The organism is Flavobacterium pectinovorum (assembly GCF_900142715.1).
Lineage (GTDB): Bacteria > Bacteroidota > Bacteroidia > Flavobacteriales > Flavobacteriaceae > Flavobacterium > Flavobacterium pectinovorum.
Map to the genome: position 1 here is coordinate 1 of NZ_FRBX01000010.1, position 14428 is coordinate 14428.

The window sequence follows — 14428 nt, forward strand, 5'->3', positions numbered from 1 at the left end:
GTTACAACTCTTGAGAATAAAGGAGAGGGATTGTATACCTATAAAAATGAGGAAGGAACTGAGGTTAATATTGATGTGGTTGGAGATGTTGTTGCTAATGCTTCAACAATTATCAATAATTCAGATTTCAAGACAGGGATTACTGAGATAATTAAGACAGATGAAACGTTAACTACCCTTGACAGCAAAGGAGAAGGTGTTTATGTTTATACAAATGAGAAAGGTGATGCTGTTACTATTGATGTAGTTGGAGATGTTGTAGCTAATGCATCAACAATTTTCAATAATCCAGAAGTTACAAATTTTATCAAGGAAATTTCAGACCAGACAGCCGGAAGTGTAACGTATAACTCAGAAACAAAACAGTTTAGTTATGTTGATGTTGCCGGAAACACTCAAGTGGTGAACATTGCCGATGTTATCAAAGGAAGTGAGACAGTTACAACGCTTACCAATAACGGATCAGGTTCTTATACTTATGTAAATGAAGCAGGAGCTCCATCTGATATAAATGTAGTTTCAGATGTTATTTCTAATGCTTCAACAATTTTCAATAATACTGATGTTGTAAATGAACTTACAAAAATTGTTGATAGCAAGGAAACTATCACAACGTTAGTACATAATACTACAGCAAAAACATTGGTTTATAATGGAGAAGGCGAACAGTCAACAACAATAAACCTTGCAGATATTACAACTACAACACCTTCTACTGTTTTGGCAGTAAGCGGTACAGGTTCTACATTCACTGCAGCTACAGTTAATATTGTTCCTTCAACAGTTGTGGGAGATGTATTAACTACTACTGCAGCAGGAGTAGTAGCATGGAAAGCGCCTAGTGTTATGGCAATTGAAGTAATTAAAGCTGATTATACAGTACTTCCTGGAGATTACACAATTATCGCTGAGGGAATGACTAGTGATATCACAATTAATCTTCCAGACCCGACCTTGTGTAAAGGAAGAATGTTGGTAATAAACCAATTTGATATGGTAAAAGCAGATGGAGAAACTGCTTTAATGGTAAACTTTAATCATGAGCTACATTATTCAAGTGCAAATAAATATTCATATTTAGCGGCCAGCTTATTTCAAGGTGCAACTGCAGGAAGTATGAAAGTTACTTTACAATCAGATGGAAGATTTTGGTATGTGATCACATATACAATGTAATCATATAATATTGTTTTTTTTTTGGAAGCCCGATCATGGTAGTGATCGGGCTTCTTGCATTTAATCATATTAAATATGCTTAAGCTTTTTCTGATATATTTTATTTCATCGACTCCTGATTTTTTATAGTTGATTTATGCATACAATCCTCTAAAAACTCAAATTTGAGTTTTGTGAAAATTATCTAAAGAGAAATATTTAGACCAATAAATAGTATTTGAAGTGTTTAAGCAATTTAAAGATCTTCTTCATTTCCAATAGTGCTTCAAAAGTTTTTCTATTTCAATAGATGTACTTGTGCCTTAATATGTAAGAGTAAAAACTTTTACGGGTATAAATAAGATTCATTTACCGAGAACTTTGCACTCTGAAACTTAATGGTTTGATAGCTAGTAAGTTTTTGGAAATACGATGGAATTGAATTATAAAAAGCAATAAGAAGATAACAGTAAAATTTATTGATTATAAGTTTAAGTAACGGATTATTGATGTAACACGTTGTTTGATATTAGTTTATGATTTTATGAAATTTTCGCAAAGTATTTTTTTTCTATCAAATAGTATAAAAAAATAATAACCCATTAAAGATTAAATAATATGAAGAATAGATTACTCCCTTTACTTTTTGTCTTAGGAGGTTTTTCAGCTTACTCACAGGTAGGTATAGGAAAATTGGACCCTAGTCCTTCAGCTCAATTAGAGGTGTTTGCTACAGATAAAGGTATGTTGATACCAAGAGTAAAACTAACTAGCTCTACAGATGCTACTACTATTGGTAAAGGCAATGTAGAAAGTTTGTTGGTTTTTAATACAAATGCAATCTCAGATATTAAACCCGGGTACTATTACTGGTTTGATAACAAATGGAATAGAATACTTATCTCAGGTGAATCTTCAGGAGCTGCCGGAAGTGTAACTTACAATCCAACTACAAATGTGTTCAGTTATACAGATGCTGCTGGAAATACTCAGTTAGTTGATATCAGTAAGATGATTAAAGCAAACGAAACCTTAACTACGCTTGAAAACAAAGGAGAAGGTGTTTATGTTTATACAAATGAGAAAGGTGATGCTGTTACTATTAATGTAGTAGGTGATGTTGTTGCCAATGCTTCAACAATTTTCAATAATGCGGAAGTTACGAATTTCATCAAGGAAATTTCAGAACAGACAGCTGGAAGTGTAACCTATAATTCAGAAACAAAGCAGTTTAGTTATGTTGATGTTGCCGGGAATACTCAGGTGGTGAACATTGCCGATGTTATCAAAGGAAGTGAGACAGTTACAACTCTTGAAAATAAAGGAGAGGGATTGTATACCTATAAAAATGAGGAAGGAACTGAGGTTAATATTAATGTAGTTGGAGATGTTATTGCCAATGCTTCAACAATTATTAATAATTCAGAATTCAAGACAGAGCTTACTAATGTAATCAAGACAGACGAAACGTTAACTACTCTTGAGAATAAAGGATCAGGTTTGTATACTTATACAAATGAAAAAGGAGTTGAAGTTGATATTAATGTAGTAGGTGATGTTGTTGCCAATGCTTCAACAATTTTCAATAATGCAGAAGTTACGAATTTCATCAAGGAAATTTCAGAACAGACAGCTGGAAGTGTAACCTATAATTCAGAAACAAAGCAGTTTAGTTATGTTGATGTTGCCGGGAATACTCAGGTGGTGAACATTGCCGATGTTATCAAAGGAAGTGAGACAGTTACAACTCTTGAAAATAAAGGAGAGGGATTGTATACCTATAAAAATGAGGAAGGAACTGAAGTTAATATTAATGTAGTTGGAGATGTTATTGCCAATGCTTCAACAATTATTAATAATTCAGAATTCAAGACAGAGCTTACTAATGTAATCAAGACAGACGAAACGTTAACTACTCTTGAGAATAAAGGATCAGGTTTGTATACTTATACAAATGAAAAAGGAGTTGAAGTTGATATTAATGTTGTTGGTGATGTTATTGGTAATGCTTCAACAATTTTCAATAATGCAGAAGTTACGAATTTCATCAAGGAAATTTCAGAGCAGACAGCCGGAAGTGTAACCTATAATTCAGAAACAAAACAGTTTAGTTATGTTGATGTTGCCGGGAATACTCAGGTGGTGAACATCTCTGATGTTATCAAAGGAAGTGAGACAGTTACAACCCTTGAGAATAAAGGAGAGGGATTGTATACCTATAAAAATGAGGAAGGAACTGAGGTTAATATTGATGTGGTTGGAGATGTTGTTGCCAATGCTTCAACAATTATCAATAATTCAGAATTCAAGACAGAGCTTACTAATGTAATCAAGACAGATGAGACGTTAACTACCCTTGAGAGCAAAGGAGAAGGTGTGTATGTTTATACAAATGAGAAAGGTACTGCTGTTACTATTGATGTTTTAGGTGATGTTATTGGTAATGCTTCAACAATTTTCAATAATGCAGAAGTTACGAATTTCATTAAGGAAATTTCAGAGCAGACAGCTGGAAGTGTAACCTATAATTCAGAAACAAAACAGTTTAGTTATGTTGATGTTGCCGGGAATACTCAGGTGGTGAACATCTCTGATGTTATCAAAGGAAGTGAGACAGTTACAACTCTTGAAAATAAAGGAGAGGGATTGTATACTTATAAAAATGAGGAAGGAACTGAGGTTAATATTGATGTGGTTGGAGATGTTGTTGCCAATGCTTCAACAATTATCAATAATTCAGAATTCAAGACAGAGCTTACTAATGTAATCAAGACAGACGAAACGTTAACTACTCTTGAGAATAAAGGAGAAGGTTTGTATACTTATACAAATGAAAAAGGAGTTGAAGTTGACATCAATGTAGTAGGTGATGTTGTTGCCAATGCATCAACAATTTTCAATAATGCAGAAGTTACGAATTTCATCAAGGAAATTTCAGAGCAGACAGCCGGAAGTGTAACCTACAATTCAGAAACAAAACAGTTTAGTTATGTAGATGTTGCCGGAAACACTCAGGTAGTTAACATTGCTGATGTTATCAAAGGAAGTGAGACAGTTACAACTCTTGAGAATAAGGGAGAAGGATTGTATACCTATAAAAATGAGGAAGGAACTGAGGTTAATATTGATGTGGTTGGAGATGTTGTTGCCAATGCTTCAACAATTATCAATAATTCAGAATTCAAGACAGAGCTTACTAATGTAATCAAGACAGACGAAACGTTAACTACTCTTGAGAATAAAGGAGAAGGTTTGTATACTTATACAAATGAAAAAGGAGTTGAAGTTGACATCAATGTAGTAGGTGATGTTATTGGTAATGCTTCAACAATTTTCAATAATGCAGAAGTTACGAATTTCATTAAGGAAATTTCAGAGCAGACAGCCGGAAGTGTAACCTATAATTCAGAAACAAAGCAGTTTAGTTATGTTGATGTTGCCGGGAATACTCAGGTGGTGAACATTGCTGATGTTATCAAAGGAAGTGAGACAGTTACAACTCTTGAGAATAAAGGAGAGGGATTGTATACCTATAAAAATGAGGAAGGAACTGAGGTTAATATTGATGTGGTTGGAGATGTTGTTGCCAATGCTTCAACAATTATCAATAATTCAGAATTCAAGACAGAGCTTACTAATGTAATCAAGACAGACGAAACGTTAACTACTCTTGAGAATAAAGGAGAAGGTTTGTATACTTATACAAACGAAAAAGGAGTTGAAGTTGACATCAATGTAGTAGGTGATGTTGTTGCCAATGCTTCAACAATTTTCAATAATGCAGAAGTTACAAATTTCATCAAGGAAATTTCAGAGCAGACTGTCGGAAGTGTAACCTATAATTCAGAGACAAAACAGTTTAGTTATGTTGATGTTGCCGGGAATACTCAGGTGGTGAACATTGCTGATGTTATCAAAGGAAGTGAGACAGTTACAACGCTTACCAATAACGGATCAGGTTCTTATACTTATGTAAATGAAGCAGGAGCTCCATCTGATATAAATGTAGTTTCAGATGTTATTTCTAATGCTTCAACAATTTTCAATAATACTGATGTTGTAAATGAACTTACAAAAATTGTTGATAGCAAGGAAACTGTTACAACTTTAGTTCATAATACTACAGCAAAAACATTGGTTTATAATGGAGAAGGCGAACAGTCAACAACAATAAACCTTGCAGATATTACAACTTCAACACCTGATACTGTATTAGCAGTAAGCGGTACAGGTTCTACATTCACTGCAGCTACAGTAAATGTTGTTCCTTCAACAGTTGTAGGAGATGTAATAACAACAACTGCAGAAGGAGTCGTAGGATGGAAAGCAGCAGCTAAAAATAATGTTATGGGAATCAAAGTAATAAGTGCTGATTATACAGTAGGAAACGACGATTATACAATTATTGCGCGCAAACTAACACAGGACATTACTATTACTCTTCCTGATGCAAAAACAAATACAGGAAGACTATTGGTTATCAATCAGTATAATGTAATTATACCTAATACAAATCCTGACATTCAGGTTCCTGTAAAAGTGAATTTTAATACTGATGTTGTATATTCAGACGCGGCTTCGTATCCATACATGACAGCGAGTATGTTTGGAGGTGTAACTAATGGAAGTATAAAAATGACATTACAGTCAGATGGAGAAAATTGGTACGTAATCACATATACAATGTAATTTATTTTTAAGTTATTAAACCGGTCATAATTTAATGACCGGTACGGTAACTATAATTATTGCTGATGTATTTTTGAATTATAAATTTTTTGAATTTTTTAATGTTTTGGTAAAAGAAGAGGAAGTGTAAGCTTCCTCTTCTTTATTATGGACAGTAAATGATTCTAAAATTAAAAATATCTTTTTGAAATAAAAGCTTAAAGTTATGTCAGATTAATAGTGAATAAAATAAAAATAGAAACCTGTTTATCAATATGGTTTTCTGTTTTTTTTGTTGAAAAAAGATAGATTAATTCACCTTATTATGATACATCAATAACTTTTAAGGGGTAAGTAAATTTTGTTATTGGCTTAATTTCGCATTGTGATTTAAAGTGCAATTTGTATAAAAAATTAAAATAATATGTATGAAAAATAATTACTTATATAAAGCAGGAAAGAAACCGTTTTTTGTTTTAGGAAATTGCAAACGTCCAGTTTGCATTATAGGTTTAATGTTGGGTTTGTTTACATGTCAGGAAGTAGAAGCTCAGTTTGTTAATACAGGTGATGTAAAAGTAAGTAAAAATGCTTTGTTGTCAGTTTATATGGATTATGACAATGAGTCATCTGGAAACTTTATTAATGATGGAGAAGTGTATATTTTTAATAATTGGGCTAATAACGGTACTGTATCCTATAGTAATTCGAGTTTAGGAAAAACTTTTTTTGCAGGTAGTCAGGAACAACTTATTGTGGGTTCGAAGATAGCGAATTTTCAGAATATTATTTTTAACAATCTAACATCGCTGGTTCCATTTCAACTGAAAACCACAATTGCGGTTGGTGATAATACAGATTTCAAAAATGGAATTATTAATGCTGCTGAGTTTAATGGTAAAATGATTTTTAATGAAAATGCTTCGCATTCAAATGTTGGAAATCAAAGTTTTGTTGATGGTATGGTAGAGAAAAAAGGCGATGTAGCATTTCAATTCCCTGTGGGTGACGAGCTTTATTTTAGACCGTCTTATCATGCAGCAGGTTCTTCTGTGCAAAATGCATACACAACACAATACTTTTTTCAAAACTCTAATGACTTATATCCTCATTCAAGTAAAGATGAAACAATTGTAACGATAAATGATGCTGAATATTGGAAAATAACCCAAGATAATGGAGAAGAAAACATTGTTTTAAGTCTTACTCTTAATTCAGATACTACCCCGTCTGCTTTTTTTAATGAAAACCCTGATACCCAATTGGCAATCGTACGTTGGGATGCATCATTATCTAAATGGATAAATGATGGAGGAGAAGTAAGTGATCCGGCTTCTACGGAGAACTTTTCAAAATTATTAACTGCTCAGGTAGGCGGATATGGAATTTTTACTATGGCTATTGTTAAAAAAGTAAAACCGGAACCGGATGATTTAATTGTGTACAATGCGGTATCACCAAATGGCGACGGAATTAATGATACGTTCCATATTAAAGGAATTGCCAAATATCCTGATAACACAGTTGAAATTTATAACCGTTGGGGAGTTAAAGTTTATGATGCAAAATCATATAATGAAAGTGATATCATGTTTGGAGGATATTCTGATGGACGTGTAACGGTAAAAAGAGGAGATAAACTTCCTACCGGAACATATTTTTACATCTTAAAGTATAACAATGGTGTAAAAGGTATTCAGAAATCAGGTTACTTATATATAAATAATAATTAAGACAATTATAAAAGAAATTAGAACTAATGAAAAAAATATTTTACGTAGCAACACTATTGCTGCTGGGTGTTTTTGGAGCTTCGGCGCAGCAAGAATCACAGTATACGCAATATATGTACAACACAATGTCTTTTAACCCTGGATATACGGGGTCAAGGGAGGTAATTAGTGCAATGGGATTATATAGAACTCAATGGGTTGGTTTAGAAGGTGCTCCAAAAACAATGAACTTCTCTATACAAAGTCCGTTAGGATATCATGGTAATGGTATTGGTTTAAACATTGTAAATGATGAGATTGGACCAACAAAAAATACTGGTGCGATGGTAAGTTACGCTTATACTATTGATGCTAATGATAATGTAAGGGTATCATTTGGTATATCAGGTGGTTTTGACAATTTTGAAGTTGATTATTCAAAATTAAATATTGAAAATCCGGATATTTATATGACCGGAAAAACATCTAAATTTTCACCAAATGTTGGTGCAGGGATTTATGTACACAGCCATAATTGGTATGTTGGAGCAGCAGTTCCTAAATTGTTAAAAACAGACTTTTTTGATGATGTAGCAGAATCTGTTTATTCAACGAAATCACATCTTTATTTCATAGGAGGATATGTTTTTGATTTGAATCCAAATTTAAAATTTAAACCGGCAGTTTTAGCTAAAGTTGTTCAAGGTGCTCCTGTAGCAGTCGATTTATCAGCAAATTTCCTGATCAGTAATAAGTTAACACTTGGTGCTGCATATCGTTTAAATGCAAGTGTAAGTGGCATGGCTGGTTTCCAGGTTTCGGATGCTATACAAATAGGATATGCCTATGATTATGAAACTACAAACTTGGGAAGATATAACTCCGGATCTCACGAATTATTTTTAAGATTTGATTTCTTAAGCAAATCGAAAGCGAGATTAGTTACACCAAGATTCTTCTAATAACGACTAAAACAAACATGATGATTTATAAAAAATTACAAATTACTTTTGTTTTCTTTATGGTTTGTATAATGCATATAAGTAGTATACAGGCTCAGGATAAAAAAATGGAGAAAGCAGATGCAGCATATAATAAATTTGCTTTTGTAGAGGCTGCAAAGTTGTACAAAGATATTGTTGACAAAGGAAATAATACAATAGATGCATACACGAAACTCGGGGATTGTTATTATTATAATGGAAGCTATGCTGAAGCTGCCACATGTTATTCTAAAATGATAAGCTCAACAAATGAGGTTAGCCCTGAATATTACTTTAGATATGCACAAGCTTTAAATAACAGCAAAAAATATAAAGAATCTGAAGCGATAATGAAAAAATATTACGCAAAATCAGGTACAAAAGATTTAAGTGAAAACTGGAATGAGGGAAAACTATTGGAGGCGATCCAAAAACAATCAGGTCGTTATACATTAAAACCGGTAGAAATCAATTCACCATTTTCAGATTTTGGTGCTGCAGTTTATGATAAGAATAAAGTAATTTTTACTTCGGCAAGAGATACGGGTATAGTTATAAAACGTAAACATAGTTGGAATGAAAAATCATTTTTAAAATTATATACAGCTGACATTACTACTGATGGCGGATTGCAAAATCCTGTTCTATTAAAAGGAGATGTAAATACAAAATACCATCAAAGTACTCCTGCTATAACTAAAGATGGTAAAACAATGTATTTTACAAGAAACAATTATCTTGACGGCAAAATTGGAGCTGATAAAAATGGAGCGACATATTTAAAAATCTACACAGCTGAAAATGTAAAAGGAGAGTGGAAAAACATAAAAGAGTTGGCATATCCGATTAATAGTGATGGCTTTTCATCAGCACATCCTGCATTAAGTCCTAATGAAGATGAACTTTATTTTGCTTCAGATCGAAATAATAAATTTGGTAATTCAGATTTATATGTAGTAAGTATAAAAAATGGCTTGATTAGTAATGATGTAAGAAAATTAGGAGATGAGATCAATACATTAGGTAAAGAAACGTATCCCTTCATTGATGCTTCAGGTATTTTGTATTTTTCTTCAGATGGGCATCCCGGCTTAGGTGGTTTAGATGTATATGCAGCAATTAAAGATGAGACAGGTTTATATCATGTTGTTAATTTAGGAGATGGCGTAAATACAATTGCAGATGATTTTGCTTACACAATTCAGACCGACAACAGAAGAGGGTATTTTTCTTCTAATAGAAGTGGAAATGATGATATCTATAGTTTTATAGAGAACAAACAGGTTGATTTTAATTTTAATATTAAACCAACTGTGTTCGGTGTATTAAAAGATGACACAGATGGGCTTCCGATAGAAGGTGTTGCTATTGAGGCTTATAATTCTTCAAAAGAAAAAATAGGTACCTGGTATACAGATAAAAATGGTAAATATTCTGTGCCATTGGATCCTTTTGTAAATTATAATTTGATTTATAAAAAAGAGGGATTGGTTGAAGTAACAAAAAATATCTCTCCATTAAAGCCATTAGAGAAAAGGGAATTCTCGCAAAATATGATTAAGGAAATGGAAGTAATGGTTAATAATCAAAAAGTAGTACTTGAAGAAGGAGATAATCTTACTGACAAACTTAAATTGCAGCCTATTTATTTTGATTATAGTGGATATAAAATCAGACAATCATCAAAAGCTGAATTGGATAAGATTGTGGCGCTAATGATTGCCCGCCCTAGAATTACGATAACTGTAAATTCACATACGGATAGCAGAGGTAGAGATGAGTTCAATATGAAACTATCAGAGAATAGAGCCCAAGCTACAGTAGATTATATAGTAGCTAATGGAATAAGTGCGGAACGTATTAGTGGACATGGATTTGGAGAAACACGTTTGATTAACAAATGTGCTAATGGGGTAAAATGTACTGAAAAAGAACATGAACTTAACAGACGTTCAGAATTTATACTATCAGTGAGTAAATAGAGAAAATGAGATACTATTCTAAAAAATTATCTCTAAAGAATTTGAATTCACTATAAAGGTGAATAATAGATAATAAAAAACAGGATGTTCTTTTTGAACATCCTGTTTTTTATTTTAAATAATTAATAAAATTGTATGGACAATATCTAAAGAGAAAAAATAATAAATTGCTAATGTCTCTTCTTAATTAAATCTTCAGAAGGTTTACGTTTAAAAAGCTCATAATATTTTGATGAAAAATAGCTTAGCTTACTATAATTCAATTCGTAAACAACATCCGTTAAACTATGAAATTCACCACTTTCCAATAGTTCTTTGGCGAGGTGCATTTTTTCTGTAATAAAAAAATTATTAGGTGTGTTATTAAAACATTTTTTGAACATTTTTTTATATTTAGATTCAGACATACCTGCCATTGCTGATAAAAATGTTAAAGAAGGAAATGGTCCGTATAGGTTGTTAACGAGATAGTCTCTTGTTCTGTTAACTGCTTCATTTTCAATTTCTGTTATTTCATTTTTTTCTGTTTGCGAATCATAAAATTTATTAAAAAAGTTTCCTAGCAATTTTAGAGAAATACCTTTAAGAAGAGAATCAAATGATATATCATATACAGATTTGTTCTTAATAGACTGGATTAGCAATATGCTGTTACTGTCAATGTTTCCATAATGATAAAAAGTTTTCGTATCATCTTTATCCGCATGTTTTGATTTGTTTTTACTCGAATATTTTTCTATAAAATCAGCTAATAATTTTTTATCAACAAGTAAACGTATAGCAAATGCTCTTTCATTAACTGCAGGCTTGAAAGAACTCTCCAGTTGATTATCAATTATAGCTAAATCAAGTTTGTCAAAAGAACCAATTTCATAATCTGCATTGTTAATCTTTATCAGATTTATGTGCTCACTTAAATCATAATGAAAAATATACAGCTCGTTATTAGAATGTAATCTGGTTATTTTAAGAGGAGACGTTAATGTAAAATCAATAAAGAGAGTTGAAATTTCAGGGGTAATTTGGGCAAAATAAGTATGCCCATTGCCTAATGCTTCAGGAATTTCAATTATTTTGTTGTCAATAAGTTTAGCCCCCATTTCTTCGGCTAACTGGTATTGCCATTCTGGCGTTAAACTATAAAAATGAGTAATTTTTTTCATGTACAAATAGTTTTTTATGTAAAAAATAAAAACTTGTTTTTAAATCATTTAAGCGCTACCTACAGTTGTTTGACAAATGTTTTTGGAGACATTTCAAAATGTTCTTTAAATTTTGAGGCAAAATAGGAGTTATTGGTAAAATTTAATTTGTCAGAAACTTGCGATATTGATAATTGCTTTTTTTCAAGTAACTCTTTGGCCAATAGTAGTTTATTTTCCATGAAAAATGTATTAGGGGTACAGCCTGTAATTTTTTTAAATAAATTCTTAAATTTTGATTCTGACATATTTGCTTTGCCTGCTATTACAGAAATGCTCGGGAAATGTTCTTCAATATTTTCAATTAGAAACATTTGTATAGCTATTATATTATTTAGATCTGTTTGATTAACAGTTTGGATAATAACTCTGTTACGGGATATTTTTTTTAAGTAATTAGAAATTAACATGTGTACAGTACCAACCAGATTCAGATTAAATATTGGTCCGCCTACAGGAAGTTTTCGCAAGTCATTTAATAGATGATAGCTCTCACTACTAATTCTGTCAAATCTTACAACAGTATTTTTTGTTGGATCTATTATTTTTCGGACGTCCGGAAGTATAATATTATTTTTTTCGGCAAATTCTTTTATACTGTTTTTTTTTATAAAAATACATAAAGCATAGGTACTGCTTCCGGATTTTACAAAGTAATTAGATTCAAGAGAACCATCAATTACAGATAAGTTATATTGCCATCTTCCTACGTTTTTCATGAAATTATGACCCGATAATGTTGCTTCACCATCAGTTAAATTATAATAAAACCCAATAAAATCACTATTTGTGTTTTTTTGAATCAGATTTAAATTTTTATTATATTTTACATTAAGATAATACGCTATAATACCATCTCCACAATCAAAAAAATATCTTGTGCCTGTTTGAAATTCTTCTGGTACTATAATAAAATTACCGTCTATTTTACCGCCAAATTGTTCTGCAAAATTTTCAACCCAATTTAAATCTGCACCATAGTAATGTTCAATTTTTTTCATGGTATTTGAATTTTAAGTATATAAAGTTAATTTATTTTATTTTATTATTGTGTAATAATTTGATTTGTAGTTGTATAAGTTTGTTTGTTAATAAAAAAGAATGTTTTTTCTTTTCTAATAATACCAATTTTTACATTCTAAATTTTGTGAGCAATACTGTCGATTAATAATTTAAATTTTGTCTCCTATATCCTATTAATTATGTCTTATATTATTCTAATATAAACTTTATGTGATTTTTTTAAATGTAATTGTTTCATACATTTACTTTATACAAAAGATATGCCTGAAACTTTATTAAAACTATAACAAGTTACTAGTCACTTTTGTAGAAAATTTAGAAAATATTTTTTTTGTTTTTTAAGCTGGGAATTTCGTACCAAACAGGGAAATATTACCCTGCTTACATTATTTTTTGGTTAAGTGTTTTGCGATCTATTTGTAAAATTTGAGCTGCTTTAGTTTTATTATTATTTACGGCCGCTAATACTTTTATGATCTGCTCTTTTTCATATTCTTTTAATGATTTAAGAGTCCCTTTTTGTTCAGGAATATGATATTTCAGATGCTCCGGAATATGCTGTAATTCTATAGTGTCATCGCTCATTACGATCATGTTTTGTATGACGTTTTCGAGTTCTCTAACATTTCCGGGCCAGGAGTATCGAAGTAAGATTTCTGTAACTTTTGAATTAATTGTGATTCCTGGTTTGTTTAATTCAGCAGAGTACTTTTTGATAAAATTGTTTAATAAGTGTATTATGTCTTCTTTTCGTTCTCTTAAGGGTTCTGTCTTTATATTAATAACATTTAAGCGATAATATAAATCTTCTCTAAATGTGCCTTTTTGGACCATTTGAAATAAATCGTCATTTGTTGCGGCTATAATTCTAACATCTAATTTTTCTGGAGTTCTGGATCCAACTTTTGTGATTTCTTTTTCTTGTAATACTCTTAAAAGTCTAGTTTGTAATGCTAATGATGCTGTGCCAATTTCGTCCAGAAAAATAGTTCCGCCAGAAGCGGCCTGAAAAAAGCCAATTCTGGACTCACCGGCTCCTGTAAAGGCACCTTTTACATAACCAAACAATTCAGATTCTATTAAATTTTCCGGAATTCCTGAACAGTTTACAGATATAAACGGCATGTTAGAAAAAGCTCCTTTAAAGTGAATTGCTTTTGCAATTAGTTCTTTCCCTGTGCCACTTTCGCCCTCTATAAGAACACTAACTTTGTTGTTTTCTACGCGTTTTATTATTTCTACTAAATTTTTAAATTTTTTCGAACATCCAGTTATCCCTGCATAATTGTTTTCAGCTTTATCGTGTATGTTTTCTACAATCGGTTTTCTTTTTTGAGAAGAGTTTTGTATTGCTTTTTGCAATTCTTCCGCTGTAAATGGTTTTATTAAATAATCCAATGCACCGGATTTTATGGCTCTCACGACATTTTCTATAGATGGTAGTCCGGTTATGATTAATTTGGGCAGTAGAGGATAATGCTCTTCTGCGTATTTTAATAACTCAATGCCATTTATGTCAGGAATATTAAGATCTGTAATTAATAAATCTATTGTATTGTGTTTTAGTACATCTAATGCTTCATTTACAGACGAAGCTTTGTAAGTGTAATAATCGAATGATTTTAAATGACGTTGAAGTAGATTAAGCATATCATAATTGTCATCGACAATAAGAACGTTCTCTTTTTTAAGATTCATTATAA

At 31.6% G+C, this 14428-nt stretch carries 7 protein-coding genes and 1 pseudogene; 5 read left to right on the forward strand and 3 right to left on the reverse strand.

Annotation, left to right across the window (positions count from 1 at the left end):
• The 5 genes and pseudogenes from BUE22_RS23785 to BUE22_RS23160 form a co-directional block, all read left to right on the forward strand.
• Positions 1–1176 (forward strand): annotated as a pseudogene (locus tag BUE22_RS23785) (hypothetical protein); the annotation flags it as partial.
• A 597-nt stretch (positions 1177–1773) separates the two neighbouring features.
• Positions 1774–5844, forward strand: a complete 4071-nt coding sequence (locus BUE22_RS23145) for a beta strand repeat-containing protein (protein WP_073398325.1) — start codon at positions 1774–1776, stop codon at positions 5842–5844.
• Between the two features lie 407 nt (positions 5845–6251).
• Complete coding sequence (locus tag BUE22_RS23150; RefSeq protein WP_073398326.1) at positions 6252–7556, forward strand: T9SS type B sorting domain-containing protein; 1305 nt, start codon at positions 6252–6254, stop codon at positions 7554–7556.
• A 26-nt stretch (positions 7557–7582) separates the two neighbouring features.
• Positions 7583–8497 (forward strand): PorP/SprF family type IX secretion system membrane protein, encoded by a 915-nt coding sequence (locus tag BUE22_RS23155; protein ID WP_073398327.1) that lies wholly within the window; start codon positions 7583–7585, stop codon positions 8495–8497.
• Between the two features lie 107 nt (positions 8498–8604).
• On the forward strand, positions 8605–10500 hold the full coding sequence (locus tag BUE22_RS23160) for an OmpA family protein (protein ID WP_159438497.1): 1896 nt from the start codon (positions 8605–8607) through the stop codon (positions 10498–10500).
• A gap of 170 nt (positions 10501–10670) precedes the next feature.
• Here the strand turns inward: BUE22_RS23160 and BUE22_RS23165 are convergent, their stop codons facing one another.
• The 3 genes from BUE22_RS23165 to BUE22_RS23175 all read right to left on the reverse strand — a co-directional run bounded on the left by BUE22_RS23165 (position 10671) and on the right by BUE22_RS23175 (position 14423).
• On the reverse strand, positions 10671–11663 hold the full coding sequence (locus BUE22_RS23165; RefSeq protein ID WP_073398329.1) for a helix-turn-helix domain-containing protein: 993 nt from the start codon (positions 11661–11663) through the stop codon (positions 10671–10673).
• Positions 11664–11722: 59 nt separating this feature from the next.
• On the reverse strand, positions 11723–12703 hold the full coding sequence (locus BUE22_RS23170; RefSeq protein ID WP_073398330.1) for a helix-turn-helix domain-containing protein: 981 nt from the start codon (positions 12701–12703) through the stop codon (positions 11723–11725).
• A 403-nt stretch (positions 12704–13106) separates the two neighbouring features.
• Entirely contained in the window at positions 13107–14423 is a 1317-nt protein-coding gene (locus BUE22_RS23175) for a sigma-54-dependent transcriptional regulator (protein WP_073398331.1), read from the reverse strand.
• Between the last annotated feature and the right edge of the window lie 5 nt (positions 14424–14428).

What these genes read in the sequence shown, in the direction of transcription:
- BUE22_RS23145 (WP_073398325.1), top strand. Translation starts at nt 1,774, where the DNA reads ATGAAGAATAGATTACTCCCTTTACTTTTTGTCTTAGGAGGTTTTTCA.
- BUE22_RS23150 (WP_073398326.1), top strand. Translation starts at nt 6,252, where the DNA reads ATGAAAAATAATTACTTATATAAAGCAGGAAAGAAACCGTTTTTTGTT.
- BUE22_RS23155 (WP_073398327.1), top strand. Translation starts at nt 7,583, where the DNA reads ATGAAAAAAATATTTTACGTAGCAACACTATTGCTGCTGGGTGTTTTT.
- BUE22_RS23160 (WP_159438497.1), top strand. Translation starts at nt 8,605, where the DNA reads ATGGAGAAAGCAGATGCAGCATATAATAAATTTGCTTTTGTAGAGGCT.
- BUE22_RS23165 (WP_073398329.1), bottom strand. Translation starts at nt 11,663, where the DNA reads ATGAAAAAAATTACTCATTTTTATAGTTTAACGCCAGAATGGCAATAC.
- BUE22_RS23170 (WP_073398330.1), bottom strand. Translation starts at nt 12,703, where the DNA reads ATGAAAAAAATTGAACATTACTATGGTGCAGATTTAAATTGGGTTGAA.
- BUE22_RS23175 (WP_073398331.1), bottom strand. Translation starts at nt 14,423, where the DNA reads ATGAATCTTAAAAAAGAGAACGTTCTTATTGTCGATGACAATTATGAT.